15 protein-coding genes and 1 tRNA gene are annotated in these 15,710 nt (G+C 47.7%); 7 read left to right on the top strand and 9 right to left on the bottom strand.

Going from position 1 to position 15,710, the window contains the following annotated elements; all coding sequences use genetic code 11:
* Positions 1-2 precede the first annotated feature (2 nt).
* Positions 3-1,205 carry a hypothetical protein gene (locus BC349_RS16105; RefSeq protein ID WP_187257815.1) on the top strand — a complete coding sequence of 401 codons (1,203 nt, stop codon included), beginning with the start codon at positions 3-5 and terminating at the stop codon, positions 1,203-1,205.
* Here the strand turns inward: BC349_RS16105 and dinB are convergent.
* Positions 1,146-2,327, bottom strand: coding sequence for a DNA polymerase IV (dinB, locus tag BC349_RS16100; protein WP_187257814.1), 1,182 nt, complete (start codon positions 2,325-2,327; stop codon positions 1,146-1,148). The genes BC349_RS16105 and dinB overlap by 60 nt on opposite strands.
* A 34-nt stretch (positions 2,328-2,361) precedes the next feature.
* Positions 2,362-5,367: a DNA polymerase III subunit alpha gene (locus BC349_RS16095; RefSeq protein ID WP_187257813.1), complete on the bottom strand. Its 3,006-nt coding sequence runs from the start codon at positions 5,365-5,367 to the stop codon at positions 2,362-2,364.
* Between the two features lie 135 nt (positions 5,368-5,502).
* On the opposite strand from BC349_RS16095, the gene BC349_RS16090 reads away from it, so the two are divergent.
* Together BC349_RS16090 and BC349_RS16085 are read left to right on the top strand one after the other, a co-directional pair.
* Positions 5,503-6,183, top strand: a complete 681-nt coding sequence (locus BC349_RS16090; RefSeq protein ID WP_187257812.1) for a carbonic anhydrase — start codon at positions 5,503-5,505, stop codon at positions 6,181-6,183.
* A gap of 237 nt (positions 6,184-6,420) precedes the next feature.
* Positions 6,421-6,840, top strand: coding sequence for a rhodanese-like domain-containing protein (locus BC349_RS16085; protein WP_187257811.1), 420 nt, complete (start codon positions 6,421-6,423; stop codon positions 6,838-6,840).
* 42 nt (positions 6,841-6,882) lie between these two features.
* On the opposite strand, the gene BC349_RS16080 is transcribed toward BC349_RS16085, so the two are convergent.
* Both BC349_RS16080 and BC349_RS16075 read right to left on the bottom strand, forming a co-directional pair.
* Positions 6,883-7,164, bottom strand: a complete 282-nt coding sequence (locus BC349_RS16080) for a hypothetical protein (RefSeq protein WP_187257810.1) — start codon at positions 7,162-7,164, stop codon at positions 6,883-6,885.
* Between the two features lie 15 nt (positions 7,165-7,179).
* Positions 7,180-7,788 carry a methyltransferase domain-containing protein gene (locus tag BC349_RS16075; protein WP_187257809.1) on the bottom strand — a complete coding sequence of 203 codons (609 nt, stop codon included), beginning with the start codon at positions 7,786-7,788 and terminating at the stop codon, positions 7,180-7,182.
* A gap of 64 nt (positions 7,789-7,852) precedes the next feature.
* Between BC349_RS16075 and BC349_RS16070 the strand changes: the two genes are divergently transcribed.
* Complete coding sequence (locus BC349_RS16070; protein WP_187257808.1) at positions 7,853-8,560, top strand: Crp/Fnr family transcriptional regulator; 708 nt, start codon at positions 7,853-7,855, stop codon at positions 8,558-8,560.
* 97 nt (positions 8,561-8,657) lie between these two features.
* Complete coding sequence (locus tag BC349_RS16065; protein ID WP_187257807.1) at positions 8,658-9,215, top strand: cupin domain-containing protein; 558 nt, start codon at positions 8,658-8,660, stop codon at positions 9,213-9,215.
* Here the strand turns inward: BC349_RS16065 and BC349_RS16060 are convergent.
* The 5 genes from BC349_RS16060 to BC349_RS16040 all read right to left on the bottom strand — a co-directional run bounded on the left by BC349_RS16060 (position 9,213) and on the right by BC349_RS16040 (position 12,507).
* Positions 9,213-9,286: transfer RNA gene (locus BC349_RS16060), tRNA-Met, on the bottom strand. The genes BC349_RS16065 and BC349_RS16060 overlap by 3 nt on opposite strands.
* A 112-nt stretch (positions 9,287-9,398) precedes the next feature.
* Positions 9,399-10,589, bottom strand: a complete 1,191-nt coding sequence (locus tag BC349_RS16055; RefSeq protein WP_187257806.1) for a pyridoxal phosphate-dependent aminotransferase — start codon at positions 10,587-10,589, stop codon at positions 9,399-9,401.
* Between the two features lie 29 nt (positions 10,590-10,618).
* Positions 10,619-11,524 carry a polyphosphate kinase 2 family protein gene (locus BC349_RS16050; RefSeq protein ID WP_187257805.1) on the bottom strand — a complete coding sequence of 302 codons (906 nt, stop codon included), beginning with the start codon at positions 11,522-11,524 and terminating at the stop codon, positions 10,619-10,621.
* A gap of 98 nt (positions 11,525-11,622) precedes the next feature.
* Positions 11,623-12,054, bottom strand: coding sequence for a DUF1573 domain-containing protein (locus BC349_RS16045; RefSeq protein ID WP_187257804.1), 432 nt, complete (start codon positions 12,052-12,054; stop codon positions 11,623-11,625).
* Positions 12,055-12,078: 24 nt separating this feature from the next.
* Positions 12,079-12,507, bottom strand: a complete 429-nt coding sequence (locus BC349_RS16040) for a DUF1573 domain-containing protein (protein ID WP_187257803.1) — start codon at positions 12,505-12,507, stop codon at positions 12,079-12,081.
* Positions 12,508-12,680: 173 nt separating this feature from the next.
* Here BC349_RS16040 and BC349_RS16035 point away from each other — a divergent pair, with 173 nt between their 5' ends.
* Positions 12,681-15,074 (top strand): alpha-ketoacid dehydrogenase subunit alpha/beta, encoded by a 2,394-nt coding sequence (locus BC349_RS16035; RefSeq protein ID WP_187257802.1) that lies wholly within the window; start codon positions 12,681-12,683, stop codon positions 15,072-15,074.
* 1 nt (position 15,075) lies between these two features.
* The gene (locus tag BC349_RS16030) at positions 15,076-15,702 is read left to right on the top strand and encodes a trimeric intracellular cation channel family protein (RefSeq protein WP_187257801.1); all 627 of its coding nucleotides are present in this window, start codon (positions 15,076-15,078) and stop codon (positions 15,700-15,702) included.
* The last annotated feature ends 8 nt before the right edge of the window (positions 15,703-15,710 follow it).

The raw sequence follows: 15,710 nt of genomic DNA, 5'->3' as shown, positions 1-15,710 counted from the left end.
GAATGAATCCAACAGGTAAGAAATGGTGCCGAATAGCTTTATTCAATTTATTACTGGTAGCCATAGCCGGGGTACTGCTTCGCCTGAAAATCCTGGTAGCATTGCCCTGGCTGCATCATAAGAATTTATTACACGGCCATTCACATTTCGCTTTTGCCGGCTGGGTCAGCCTGTTCCTGATGGGGGCACTGGTTGGTCTGTTACCGGAACGTTTGTCAGCGAAGTATGGCAGGATATTGCTTGCCTACGCTGTGTCGGCTTATGGGATGCTCATTAGCTTCCCCTTTCAGGGCTATGGTGCGGTTTCCATCTTTTTTTCAACCCTTTCTGTATTGTTCAGCTGGTGGTTTGCCGTTGTACTCTGGAAAGACCTCGCAGGGGCCGGACTGGCTACCCTGGTCAGCAATGCCATCCGTTGGTCGCTGGTATTCCTGGTTATTTCTGCTGCCGGAACATTTTTCCTGGCCTGGTTGATGGCTACGCATGTAAACAATGCCCGCCTATATTTTGCCGCGATTTACTTTTACCTCCATTTCCAGTACAATGGCTGGTTTTTCTTTGCCATCCTGGCGCTTTTTTTCAGCCAGTTACCATTGATACTTCAGGAAAGATTGCGGCAACCGGTACTATGGCTTGCGATGGCTGCCATCCCGGCGTATTTCCTTTCTGCCTTATGGATGAGCCTCCCTTCCTGGATGTATATCGCTGCTGTTTTAGCCGCACTTGCACAAACAGCAGCGTTCATCATACTGCTTAAAAACCTGTTACCGTATGTGCGGAATTTTTTCACTGGCAAATCCCTGCGAACAGTATGGTTGTTATCATTGATGGCCCTTTGTATTAAGTTCCTTTTGCAGGGCCTGTCTGTTTTTCCTGCCCTGAGTAAATATGCTTTTGCCTACAGACCTGTAGTGATCGGTTACCTGCACCTGGTGTTATTGGGATTCGTTTCCTTTTTCCTCTTTGGCTGGCTGATCAGGCACGACTATATACCGGCGGCAGCAAAAAAGTTACCGGCTTCAGTCTGGTTGTTTATCATCGGGTTTGTCCTGACCGAAGGAACATTAATGGCCCAGGGAATTACCTCCATGTTTTTTGTTGCAATACCCCATACAAATGAAATGCTGCTGGTGGCGGCACTTTTTTTACTGGCGGGAATTGCGTGGATGAACCGGCAGACTACTTATTCCCCGCGCCCGCTTTAATGTGGTTTCCCCGAACCGGTTTTTTACACTGTCAATGGCCTGGTATAAACGGATCATTTCCTGTGTGTCGTCAAATATGCTGATCTGGTAATTGCCTGGTATCAGGTGTGTGAACCTGATGCCCAGCAGGCGTACCAGCATGCGCCGGTCATATAGCTGGCGGAAGAGGTTTTTGGCCGTTTCCAGCAGGATATGATCGGCACCTGTATAGGCAATACTGCTTTGTTTGGTTACCGTATCAAAATTGGCATAACGCAGTTTGACGGTAACGCAACCGGCCAGTTTATTCTGTTTCCTGAGTTCATAGGCGATGCTTTCCGTCATCCTCACCAGTTGCGCCTGCAGAAATTGTATGTCGATGGTGTCAGCCTGGAAAGTGTTTTCTGTTGAGATGGATTTCTGCTCACGGTAAGGCACAACAGGACTCTCATCAATCCCGTTTGCCCTGCGCCATAGTTCGATGCCATTTTTACCCAGCAGGTTGTGGAGCATTGGGGCAGGAATTTCACTTAGGGTGTGCACTGTTTCAACACCCATACGGTTCAGTAATTCGGAGGTTTCTTTGCCAATGCCGGGTATTTTACTGATGGACAGCGGGGCGAGAAATGATTTCTCATTGCCGAAAGGTATTTCCAGCTGTCCATTGGGTTTTACTTCATTGGTGGCTACTTTACTCACCAGTTTATTGCTGGCCAGTGCATAGGAGATGGGTAGCCCTGATTCTTTGGTGATTGTTTTTTTCAGGTCGGCAACGAAGAGGCTGCAACCAAAATAACGGTCCATCCCACTAAGGTCAATATAGAACTCGTCGATGGATGATTTTTCGAAGACCGGCACTTTGTCGGCTATGATCTCCGTTACCAGTTTTGAATACCTGCTGTAGTCTTCCATGTCGCCACTGATGACCAGTGCCTGCGGGCAAAGCCGCCTGGCCAGTTTCATCGGCATGGCGCTGTGTATACCAAAACGCCTCGCTTCATAACTGCAGGCTGCCACAACTCCCCTGTCCCCGGAACCGCCCACGATAAGCGGTTTACCTTTCAGAACGGGGTTCTTCAGGCATTCAACCGATACAAAAAAGGCATCAAGGTCGAGGTGGGAGATGTGGCGGCTGGTGGTCAATGGGTCAATGGGTGAATGGGTGAATGGTGAATGGTCAATGGGTGAATGGGTGAATGGGTGAATGGGCGGTTCGGGTTCGGAGGCCGACTTTTTTCATTTCATGGACTTCCAGGTTGTACACACCAAAATCTTCTATGACCTTACCTGTCATCCGGTAAAATCCATTTCCATTCAGCGGGTAACGGGCCAGGCTATCCGGAAAATGAACGGTGTCGATCCAGTCAAGGTGCATATCTATGAAAGTCCCGAAACACATGGTGTCGCCTTTAATGGTTCTGACTGGCTTGTACGTGATCAGGTATCCCAGTACAGTAATGATGTTTCCCTTGTGGCTGGATATGTCCGCTGCTGCAACATATTTTCCCGGATCGTCATCTGCCAGGGGAAAAGGATTGTGTAATGTGAAGCCCAGCAATTCCATCTGGTCATATAATTCCTCCAGGGGATAATGTGGCAGTTCCGGTAATTCAAAATGTATGGGTGGCTCCCGGAACAATGCCGCCTTTACCGGTGTCTTTGCCTGTTGGTGTGAGTGCAGCATATTGGCTTCCCACAGGAGTTGTTTTTTGGTGCGTCCGGTAAATCGCAGCGCATTGATGCGGATCAGGATATTCAGCGATTCCTTGCCAATGGCTGTTCTTTCAATCAGGTCCTGTACATGCAGAAAGGTCCCATACTTTTTTCGTTCCTCGATAATTGTTTCGGCAATGCTCTGTTCCAGTGATTTCAGGTGAATGAAACCCACATATACATCGTTCCCCCTGATATTGGTGAACCAGTCGCTGTTATTGACGCAGGGTGGATGGATACAGGCACCCGTCCTGTGCAATTCATAGAAATACAATTCGCGGCTGTAGAAACCGCCGAAATTGTTGATCACAGCCACCATGAATTCTTTTGGGAAATAGGTTTTCAGGTAGAGGCTCTGGTAACTTTCCACCGCAAAAGAAGCCGAATGTGCTTTTGAAAAACTGTATCCGCCGAAACTTTCAATCTGCCGCCAGACTTCCTGGCTGATAGCATCCTCATAACCTCTTTCCCTGCAGTTGGCAAAGAATTTTTCTTTGATACGTATCATCTCCTTGTTGCCCCTGTACTTGCCACTCATGGCGCGCCGGAGGATATCCGCTTCGCCCATGTCCAATCCCGCAAAATGATGCGCCACTTTGATCACATCTTCCTGGTAAACCATTACCCCATAAGTTTCTTCCAGTAATTCCTTCATTACGGGGTGGATATATTCAAAGGAGTCGGGCTTGTGATACCGTTCAATATAGGCCTTCATCATACCGCTGCTGGCTACACCGGGGCGGATGATGGAACTGGCCGCCACCAGCGTGAGGTAATCGTCACATTCAAGTTTTTTAAGCAATTGGCGCATGGCGGGACTCTCAATATAGAAACATCCGATGGTGTCAACTTTTTTGATCTGCGCTTTTACGCCCGGATCTTTTTTGAATCTTTCTATCTCGTGAATATTGATACTGACCTGCCGGTTCTCCCGCACGAGACGAATGGCTTCCTTGATATGTCCCAATCCCCGCTGGCTGAGTATGTCCAGTTTATACAATCCCACGTTCTCCGCCACAAACATGTCGATCTGTGCAGTGGGAAATCCTTTTGGCGGCATGTACACAGCCGTGTACCGGCAGACGGGCGCTTCGCTGACCAGCATACCTCCCGGGTGAATACTCAGGTGGTTGGGAAAATTCACCAGCATGCTGCCGTATTGAAGTATCAGCTGCTGGATATGGTCTTCTGCTTTTTTGGAGGCAAAGGAATGATTGCGTGAATAATATCCCTTCACAGCCAACTGGTCTATTTCTGCCTTTGGCAGGCCAAATACTTTTCCCAGCTCTCGTATCAGGGCATTGTACTGGAAAGTAGTGACCATGCCCAGTAAAGCCACCTGTTTCTTCCCGTATCGTTTAAACACATAATCGATCACATCATCCCGGTCGAGCCAGGAAAAATCAATATCAAAATCCGGCGGCGAAGTACGGTAGGGGTTGAGAAACCTTTCAAAATACAGGTCCAGCTCAATGGGATCTACATCTGTAATCTGCAGGCAATATGCAACTATTGAATTGGCTCCGCTCCCCCGGCCAACATAGTAATAGCCCCGGCCTTGTGCGTAGCGGATAATGTCCCTGGTGATCAGGAAATAGGCGTTGAATCCAAGTTGGTTGATGATGGCCAGTTCTTTCTTCACCCGCTCCATGGCTGTCTTATTGCGTTTGCCATAGCGCTGGTGACATCCGTCAATGGCCAGTTTTGCCAGGAATATCCGGTCGTCTTCGGCAGTGGCGCTGAAGGTTTTTTTATTCTTGTCGGTATGGAACTCCATTTCCAGGTTGCAGGATTCCATCAGCCGGTAGGTGTTGGTAACAATAAAAGGATATTGTGCATAGAAAGCAATCAGCCTGGCCGGGGGTAGGAACATCTCATCAGGGGCTGCCTGCTGTTCTGGTGCAAGCCTTGACAATAGTGTATTGTGATGTATGGCCCGAAGCAGGCGATGGGCATTGTAATGCTTTTTATCCTGGAAACTGACAGGGTGGAGGACCACCAGTTTGTGGCGGAATTCCTGCAGCGGAAAGCTAAATAATTTAGTAATATGTGCCGGCTTTATGCCAATGTATTCATTTGTGTACAAGTTTTCCGGCTCTTTGGACTCTAATGGATAGATCACAAATCCGTCTGCCGGGTTATCGAAAAAATGTCTTTCAGCGGCTGTTTCCGGGAAGGGGATCGCCTCTTGCAGGTGGGCTGAGAGGAAACTGTTGATCCATTCAAATCCTGTTGCGTTGGCTGCAAGCAGTATATAACAAAATTTATCACCGTTCCTGATTTCTGTCCCTAATATGGGCCTGATGCCGTTTGCCCTGCAATGCTGGTAGAAATCCCAGGCATCCGACACGCAATTGATATTCGTGATGGCCAGACTGCTGATACCCTGTTCAGCGGCTGTTTTTACCAGATCTTCCGTGGAGAAAGTACCGTATCGGAGACTGAAATATGTTTTGCAGTTGAGGTACATGAGAAGGTTTCGGGTTTGTTGTTTCTGGTCAGGGAGTAAAGATAGTGAAAATGCTAAAATATTTAGTAAATAAATTATTGGCAAAGTGACAATGGTTACTTTTAGAAAATCAGTACGCTGCTAGTTTTGCCGGATATGAAAAAACTGTTCCTGGCATTAACTCTGGTGGTAGTTTTTACCGCCTGCAAGGAGAATCCTGATGCGTCTACCGGGCATACCGCAGCACCTGCTACAGCTACCGGCTCCCTGTCGCACCTGTTGGAGGGGAATGACAGATTTACGCAATTCAAACCCGTACATCCTGATGAGAGCCGTGAAAGGAGAAAAGCAGTGTCGAAAGAACAGCATCCTGAAGCGGTGGTGGTTACCTGTTCAGACAGCCGGGTGCCGCCCGAACTGGTATTTGACCAGGGGTTGGGTGATCTCTTTGTAATCCGTACTGCGGGTAATATCATGGGCGACCTCGAAATGGGCAGTATCGAGTATGCAGTGGAACATCTGCATGTGCCGCTGGTGGTAGTCATGGGACATGAGCGTTGTGGCGCCATCCAGGCTTATTTTGAAGGCGGTGCAGCACCTGGACATATCAAGTCGATCGTAGACAGTATAGCATCAGAAGAAGAAATAAAAAGCCTGCGTAAAAGCGGCGATGAACTGTTGGATCATTTCGTTCGCGCCAATGTGCAGCACGGTGTAAAACAACTTATCGGATCATCTTCTATTATCCGCGAAAAAATAGCTGCGGGAACTTTAAAAGTGGTGGGGGCTTATGAAGACCTCGACAATGGCAAAGTGACCATCCTAAGCGGAAACTGATCCGCAGGGGGTTAATACGGTTATTAACTCCTAAGCATACACGATTTGGTTTTGTGGTAAACTCATGCATTGGTGTGATGAAAATCACCATTTATCCGATGTGATCATCATTGATTTGCGATGAATAGATACTATGATCTGAACAAATGCTGTTGATCGGCGAAGTGGTGAAAGTGAAGTGTCTGATATCACAGCTATGTGGGGTCGTAATTTTTTTAACGCAATAATTATTACACTATGATAAATGAAATATGTCCTACACAAACCCGTGTATGGATAAAGCGTGGAGCCCTGCTGGTGGATGTTCGCGAAAAGGAAGAAGTGGAGCAGTTGGCTTTTGAGGTGCCTTCAATTATCAATATCCCTTTGAGTGAATTTGATGCCAGGTTTCGCGAATTACCGTTGGACAGGGAACTGGTTATGGTTTGTCGCAGCGGAGCCCGTAGCCTTCGTGCAACAGGATTCCTTATCAACCATGGCTATGACCCGGTGAAAGTGGTGAATATGAAACATGGTATTTTAAAATGGGCTTTTAAAGGATTCCCGTTAAAAGGTGATGTGGCAATATTGGGTGACCTCGGCAATTATGGTTCCTGCCATGGACATGCAAAACATTCGCACCCTCACCCGCATTCCGATTCCGGCGCCTGCTGTTAATGATTTAGGGCCGGGTTATGTGTAACCTGATTCTTTGATTTTTCAGACTGCAGCGGCGGGAGCAATATTGCCTTTCAGTTGCAGTCCGTATATCCTGCCCATTTTTATATTGCTCCATTGTTGAGGCTCCTGGGTCATTGGGCTGTATGATTCCAGTTCGAATAAAACTTTATCAATAAAACGAACCATGATATGGCCGTTTACATTATGGGATTTCATTCCTTTGATAGCAGCATCAAAATACCTTTTTACTTCTTCCTGTGAGCCGCTTTGCAGAATTTTACTAACCAGTTTACATCTGTATTCATCCAGATTTTTAGCCATTTTCCAGTTTGTTTTTTATACTTTAATCCAACATTTCAGGTAATCATTGATATCGGTGTGTACAACATGGAAATCAGTTGGGATTTCTGTTTCCAGGCTATGGTAGGTGACCAGTCTGGTTCCGGCAGGGGCATTGCACAATTGCTTATAAAGATAGTGACTGTAATATTCAAAAAGTTCAGTGGAGTATTCGATCTGTTCGTCTATTTTTTCCGTGTAGGCAAGGTTTTCGTAAAAAGAATTGTAAAAGTAGAAATGGTCGTATTGCCTGAAATCTGCCTGTGTGAAATTGCCGTGAATAAAACTGACATTGGGTAATCCAGTGGTTTCCAGGGCTGCGTTCGCGTATTGAACCAGGTATTCCCTTTGTTCAATGCCTGTGAATTGAGCTTTTGGGTAATGGAAGCCCGCTGCGAGGCAGAATTTTCCTGCGCCGCTGCCGATGTCCAGGATCCTGACACCCGGGTCGGTTACGAGGAAGGATGCGGCTTTTTTGGCCACCAATAGTGGTGTCCAGTGCCTTCTGGCAAGATCACGAATGGGTTGGGGGTAGAGTTCGTGACAGGTTGCGTCTGATACGAACCATTTTTCCGTTTCCATATCTCTGGAACTTTGAAGGTACATTTGGTAAAGTTATGGCCTGGTGACCTGGTAGCGGTTGATAAAAATCACTTTTGGCTTAATTCTTATGAGTATCAGGCATTTGTTTCAGATTGACCAGTGGGATTTCCAGTCGAAATCCATTTTGGCGGATCTTCCGGCGGAGGATTGGGCATTGATTTCGGCGCATATGACCGAAACCGAATTGCCGAAAGGTCATTTGTTGTTCCGGGAGGGAAGCATTCCTGCCGGGATACATTTTATACAAAAGGGGAAGGCCAAAAAATACCAGGCGGACCAGGATGGGCATGAACAAATCATTTATGTCGCCAATACCGGGGAACTACTTGGATATCATGCTGTATTGTCTGAAGATCGTTACCCCGATTCCTGTTCATTGCTGGAAGACAGTGTGATCGGCTTTATTCCAAGGGAAGATTTTATGGCTGCCCTGGAGCGCTCTCCGCTGCTCAGCCGTCGTTTGTTGAAGACCCTCAGCCATGAATTTACAGTTCTGGCCAATAGCCTCAGTTTGTTCAGGCAGCGTTCTGTGCGGGAACGCACCGCTCTTCAGCTGGTGGTCTTGAGGGAAAAATATAAGCTGGCGGAAGTTCCGTTACAGCCTGTTGAGATCAATCTCTCCCGTGAAGACCTGGCTAATATGGTGGGCACAGCACGGGAAAATGTGGTGCGGGTTTTGTCTGATTTTAAGGACGAAGGTTTGATCAGCACCCGTGGACGTAAGATCATTGTGCTGGATGTGGCGGGATTGATCAGGGTGGCGAATTTTAAGTAGCGTCTTCAGTTCATACTTTGATTCTGTTGTTTCATTCCTTTTTTGTTTTTATTGGAGCCTGATCAGGGGGAGATTTATGCTGCTTAAAAACTTACCTATGCAGGAAACTTCAATCAGGAATTTACTTACCGGGCAGGAAATAAAATTTTTATCCGGTCCGGCTTTTGCCGGGGGTGATAAGCTGTGGATGGAAATGGCTTTTAACGGAATCGGCGAGCCGCCTCCCATGCATTTTCATCCACTTCAGGAAGAGCGGTTTACCGTTTTGTCTGGCTACCTGGTGGTAAGGTTTTCAGACCAGGTGGTGGAATACCGGGCCGGGGATGTAATTGAAATTCCCCGGAACACGCCGCATGGTATGTGGAATGGGTATGATGGGCGGACGGTTGTTAACTGGGAAGTGTTTCCGGCGATGCGTGCGGAGGTTTTTTTTAAAGAAGTGTTTGAGATGGTCAATGATCGGTATTCGCAGCAGTTGAATGACCTGGGATTTTTGCAGAAGATCGTTTTGGCCAATAAATATTCCAGTGAGTTCAGGCTGGTGAAGCCGCCGATGTGGCTGGTTAAGTTGTTGTATGGTGTAATGTGGCCTGTGATATGGTTTTCACAGGCAGTGAATAAATATAAAAAGCCCCGTTACGGGGCTTTTATGTAGCGAGGAGCGGACTTGAACCGCCGACCTTCGGGTTATGAATCCGATGCTCTAACCAGCTGAGCTACCTCGCCTTATCTGAACGATTTGGCGTTCAAATGGAGCGCAAAAATAGAGGTTCTACCCAAATCTCCCAAAAAATAATCGATTCTTTGCTGTAGGCATCAGACGTGCGTCTGACGTACGTCAGACGCGGTTATATTCCTCCAGGGCCTTTTCCAGGCAATCCATGGCAGCGTTGATATCATTGGTGTTCAGCACGTAGGCCAGGCGAACTTCGTTTTTACCGAGGCCTTCTGTTCCGTAAAATCCGGTGGCAGGAGCCAGCATCACCGTCTGGTTCTTCCAGGAAAAGCTTTCCAGCAGCCACTGGCAGAATTTATCGGCATCATCGATCGGCAGGCGGGCAATGGCATAAAAGGCGCCTCCCGGATTGGGGCAGAATACACCCGGAATGGCATTCAGCCTGCCAACAAGTGTATCCCGGCGTTTTTTGTATTCGACCTTCGTTCCCTCAAAATAGTTGTCAGGCAGATCAATGGCAGCTTCTGCAGCGATCTGGGCCAATCCCGGAGGGCTCAGCCTGGCCTGCGCAAATTTCATGGCAGCATCCAGTAATTCCTGGTTACGGGTTACAAAAGCACCGATCCTGGCACCACAGGCACTGTAACGCTTGGAGATGGTATCCATCAGTACCACATTGTTTTCCGCACCTTCCAGCCTCATGGCACTGAAGTGATCGCCGGAATAACAAAATTCGCGGTAGGCTTCATCTGCAAACAGGAATAAATTATGTTTCTGCACCAGCTCTTTCAGCACCTCCATCTCCTCACGGCTATACAGGTAACCGGTTGGGTTATTGGGATTGCAGACCATGATGGCCCTGGTTTTGGGTGTGATGGCATTCTCAAAGGCAGAGATCGGCGGCAGGGCGAATCCGTCTTCAATGTGTGAAGTGATTGGCTTTACTACCACACCGGCGGAAACTGCAAATCCATTATAATTGGCATAAAAAGGCTCGGGTATGATCACCTCGTCACCCGGATCCATGCAGGCCATAAATCCGAACAGGATGGCTTCAGATCCCCCGGTTGTTACAATAATCTGGTTGTGGTTCACTTCAATTCCCACTTTATGATAGTATTCAACCAGCTTGCGGCGGTAACTTTCATTTCCGGCACTATGACTGTATTCCAAAACTTTGAAGTCGGCGTTTTTTACTGCGTCGATCATCGCTTTGGGTGTTTCAATGTCGGGCTGGCCAATATTGAGGTGAAATACTTTGACACCTTTTTTCTTGGCAGCTTCGGCAAACGGAACCAGTTTGCGGATGGGGGAAGGGGGCATGGCTGAGCCCCTTTTTGAAATTTGTAACATGTCGCAAAGATAGTATTGCGCTGAGATTTTTATTCCGGTTCGTTTATAAGTTTCTCGCGCATCAGGGCGAGTTCTTTTTTCTGTTCCTCGCTTATCCTGGGATAGGATGCGTCCAGCTTATCAAATTCGCGTGAGATGATGGCAGCGAGGCATAGCCTGGTGAACCATTTGTCATCGGCCGGCAAAATGAACCAGGGCGCATTGGCTTTTGAAGTGGCTTCCAGCATATCATCGTAAGCTTTCATATAGTCGTCCCAGAAAGCCCGTTCCGCTACATCCCCAGCCGCAAATTTCCAGTTCTTGGCCGGGTCGTCAATCCTTTCTATGAAACGTTTTTTCTGTTCTTTTTTTGAAACATGCAGGAAAAACTTCAGGATCAGGGTGCCATTATCCGACAGGTATTTTTCAAAACGGTTGATATCCCTGAAACGCTGCTGCCAGAAATCTTCAGTGATGTGTTCCACTGTTTCAACGCCCGGGATATTTTCATTCAGGATGTATTCGGGATGTACCCTTGTTACCAGCACATTCTCATAATGCGAGCGGTTAAAAATGCCGATTTCACCGCGGGCGGGAAGGGCTTTAAAATGCCGCCATAAATAATCATGGTCCAGTTCTTCCTTTGAAGGCGTTTTAAAGCTGGTCACTTTCACGCCCTGAGGGTTAAGTCCCGACATCACATGTTTGATCGCGCTGTCCTTGCCCGCTGCATCCATGGCCTGCAGCACAATCAGGATACTGTGCCGGTTATGCGCATATAATTTATCCTGCATTAATGCCAGGTTCTCGATACCGGTCTGCAGAAGCTTTTCCCCTTCCTCTTTCGTCATCATTTTGTGATCGTAGTCCGTTTCGAAATCTTTCTTCAGCGAAATCTTCCGGTCAGGTTGAACCATCAGGGTATCTAGGTACTGGGATAAGGATGACAGGTCCATATGAGATGTTTGTTGGTTCAAGATACTTAAATATGACGATGGACTAAATGAAAAATCCCCGCATATAATGCAGGGATTTTTCAGTATTTTATTCGGTATTATTTACCGCTTTTCTTTCCTTTTGTTGATTCATAGCTGGCATATTGTTCGGCAGTTAACACTTCACCGGAAATACGCAGTTCAAGCGGCTGGTCGGCACCGGAAACTTTTACAAAAACGGTTTTGTCGAACGGACCGGGAGCAGCGGCATTGAAACCTGCCGTGATCTTGTTACCCTTTCCCTGCGCAACAGGCTGTTGCGGCCAGGTCGGAGTGGTGCAACCACAGCTCGCTGAGGCGTTTTCAATCACCAGGGGTTTACCGGAAATGTTGGTGAATTCAAACACATGAGTTACCGGAGTGCCCTGTTTGATCTTGCCAAAATTGTGCTTCAACTCGGCAAATTTTACCAGTTCATCGGCTTTCTTAGCCTGAGCAAAAATGGCGGCACTGATTACAACTGCAAAAAGGGTAAGTGCTATTTTTTTCATATTTACTGATTTAAGTATATGGATTTATTGTTTTAATAATTGTACAGAACTATTAACAGGGGCAGGTGACAATGGTTTGGTAACCTGCCCTTTTATGAAAAATGTCCTGGTTTTTCCACCATTGTAATAAACGGTCACGGACTTTTCAAAATGTCCTTCTGCGGCGGCATTGTAACCAACGGTAATGAAAGCTTGGCGTCCGGGAGCCACCGGTTCGTTCGACCATTTGGGGGAAGTACAGCCGCAACTGGCAGAAACATTCTCAATCTTTAACGCTTCTTTACCAGTATTTGTGAAGGGAATATCGCTGGTAACAGGTCTTCCCTGGCGGATATTTCCAAAGTCATAGGTACTGGTAATAAGCAGCGGATCGGTTCCTGCCACCTGCTGGGTCTGGGCCTCTAAGGCTTGAGTTCCAGCCAATAATAAACAGAATAGAATGATTTTTTTCATATTTCCGATCTATAAACGCTAAACAAATGTAGCTATTGTGGCCGATTTTTCATCAACCCGGTGATGCCTGTTCTTCACCCGTCGGGTGGCACCCGTCGGGTGCCACCCGACGGGTGAAACAGCCTGAAATACTAACGGTTGTTCGCATTGTTCTTTTCCATTAGATTTGCCGCATGGAAAATCAAATCGAAAACGATCTGCTTACTTCAGAAAAGTTAAGTTTTGACCGCTTCTGCGATGAAGTACTCCGTGATTACCAACTGGCTTGCGAAAGCCGGGAGGCGAGCCTGATGGGTAGAAAGGAAGTGCTTACCGGCAAAGCCAAATTCGGAATATTCGGCGATGGCAAGGAAGTGGCGCAGATCGCTGCCGCTAAATTTTTCCGTCCGGGTGATTTTCGGGCCGGTTATTACCGCGACCAGACCTTTGTATTTGCCAGCAAACTCGCTACCATTGAGCAGTTTTTTGCGCAATTATATGCCAACCCGGATGTAAAGCAGGATCCTTTCAGTGCAGGTCGCCAGATGAATTCCCATTTTGCCACTCCCAATGTGGATGCGGAAGGCAACTGGCTGCCGCTTGCCCACCAGAAGAATATTTCAAGCGATATGGCGCCTACAGCCGGACAAATGCCGCGGGCCCTGGGTCTTGCCTACGCTTCAAAGGTTTTTCGCAAGGTGGAACAATTAAGCGACTTTCCGGAGCTGTCCAATAACGGTAACGAAGTCTGTTTCTGTACCATCGGGGATGCTTCCACCTCGGAGGGACATTTCTGGGAAACCGTGAACGCCGCCGGAGTGATGCAGGTTCCCCTGGCCATATTCGTGTGGGATGACGGGTATGGTATTTCCGTTCCCAAGAAACTGCAAACGACCAAGGGTTCAATCTCCGAAGTGCTGAAAGGATTCCAGCAGCGCGAGGGCACAAACGGAATTGATATCTATAAACTGAAGGGGTGGGATTATGCCAGCATGGTTGAAGTGATGGAACCTGCCATCAGGAAGATCCGTGACACCCATATCCCGGCTGTATTTCATATAGAGGAGATAACCCAGCCACAGGGGCATTCTACTTCAGGTAGCCATGAACGTTATAAAACACCGGAACGCCTTGAATGGGAACGTTCCTTCGATTGTATCAAAAAGTTCCGGGAATGGATACTCGAAAATGCCCTCAGCAGTGAAGAGGAACTGAATGATATCGAACTGAAGGCAAAGGAATATGTAAGGGAGTGCAGGAACAATGCCTGGAATACCTACCAGCAGCCTATCAGGGACCAGGTAAGCAGGGTGGCTGAACTGACCAGATCCCTGCTTTCCAACGCACCGGAGATGGTTGAGAGTATTGAACCCTTAATCAATAAACTGGTTGCCGAAAAGGAGCCGATGCGGCGGGATGTGATGAGCACGCTTGATAAAATCATCGGGTTGGCAGCTAACCATGACAGTGCTTTCTGGTTAAAGGATTATTATAAGGAACTGAAGGATCTGAATAATTCACTCTATAATACGCACCTTTATAATGAAGGTCCGAAAAGCCCGCTGAATGTGGCAGCAAGGCCGGCTCAGTACGAACCGGATGCGCCAATGCTGAACGGGTATGAAATACTCAACAGGTATTTTGACCGGCTGTTTGCCAGCAATCCCAGGGTGATTGCTTTTGGTGAGGACGTAGGTTATATCGGCGATGTCAACCAGGGCTTTGCCGGGTTGCAGGCGAAACATGGGGAGTTCCGGATTTCGGATACTGGTATCCGTGAGCTGACCATCATGGGCCAGGGAATAGGAACCGCATTGAGGGGGCTCAGGCCAATTGCAGAGATCCAGTACCTGGATTATCTCCTGTATGGGCTGCAACCCCTGAGTGACGATGTTGCCACCACCCATTACCGCACTTTCGGGAAGCAAAGCTGCCCGTTGATTGTTCGCACCCGCGGACACAGGCTGGAAGGTATCTGGCACAGCGGATCCCCTCTGGGAATGATCCTCGGAGCTTTAAGAGGTATGCATATTTGTGTTCCAAGGAATATGGTCCAGGCGATCGGAATGTACAATACCCTGTTACAGGGCAATGATCCGGCATTGATGATTGAGTGCCTGAATGGGTACCGGCTGAAAGAGAAGTTGCCGGCCGACCTGTTGCAATATACTGTTCCGCTTGGTGTACCGGAAATCATTCGCCAGGGAGCTGATATTACACTTGTTTCCTATGGGTCCACTTTAAGGGTGGTGGAGGAAGCGGCTGAATACCTGGCAGGCTTTGGTGTGCAGGTTGAAATTATTGATGTGCAGACCTTGCTGCCTTTTGACATTCACCAGGTTATCCTTGGTTCCCTCAAAAAAACAAATCGGATACTCTTTGTGGATGAAGATGTGCCGGGCGGTGCTACTGCCTACATGTTCAATGAGGTAATGGAAAAGCAGGGCGGTTACCGCTGGCTGGATGTTGCCCCGCGCACATTGTCAGCCAAGGCTCACCGGCCGGGTTATGCCAGCGATGGTGATTATTTCAGTAAGCCAAATGTGGAAGATATTGCGGCCCTGGTGAAGGAAATGATGGCAGAGTAAAATGGAGTTGAATTTTCTCACCATAATAGACCTTGCAGGAACTTTTTCCTTTGCATTATCCGGTGCTTTTGCTGCCATGGAAAAGCGGCTGGATCCGTTTGGCGTGATCATCCTGGCGTTTGCACCGGCAATAGGAGGCGGGTCGGTACGCGATGTGTTGATCGGTGATCTGCCGGTGGCTTGGTTATCCAATAATATCACTATCGGGGTGATCATTTTTGCAGCCATTGCTGCTATGTTATTCGCCTCCCGGCTTAAAAAATTTGAACCGCTGTTACAGGTTTTTGATGCCCTGGGTCTGGGGTTGTTTACCATGGTGGGCATCGAAAAAGGAATCATGCATGGGTATCCGCCCGGTATCTGTATTTCACTGGGTGTTTTAACCGGCTGTTTTGGCGGCGTGTTGCGGGATGTGGTGCTGAACAATGTTCCCTACCTGTTCCATAAGGAAATTTATGCGTCTGCCAGTATCATAGGCGGACTTGGTTTTTTCGCCTTTCAGTCGGCGGGTATGCAAACGACATTGCTCAATATCGTTTGCATACTCCTGATATTTTTTGTGCGCATGCTGGCGGTACGGTACCACTGGAGCCTGCCTGCGTTTTATAAACATCCCAACAATCTCTAGTCATCCCT

The organism is Flavihumibacter stibioxidans, assembly GCF_014332695.1.
Classification (GTDB): Bacteria; Bacteroidota; Bacteroidia; order Chitinophagales; family Chitinophagaceae; genus Flavihumibacter; species Flavihumibacter stibioxidans.
Note: the sequence above shows the minus strand (reverse complement) of the source record. Positions and strands in the feature narration are given on the sequence as shown.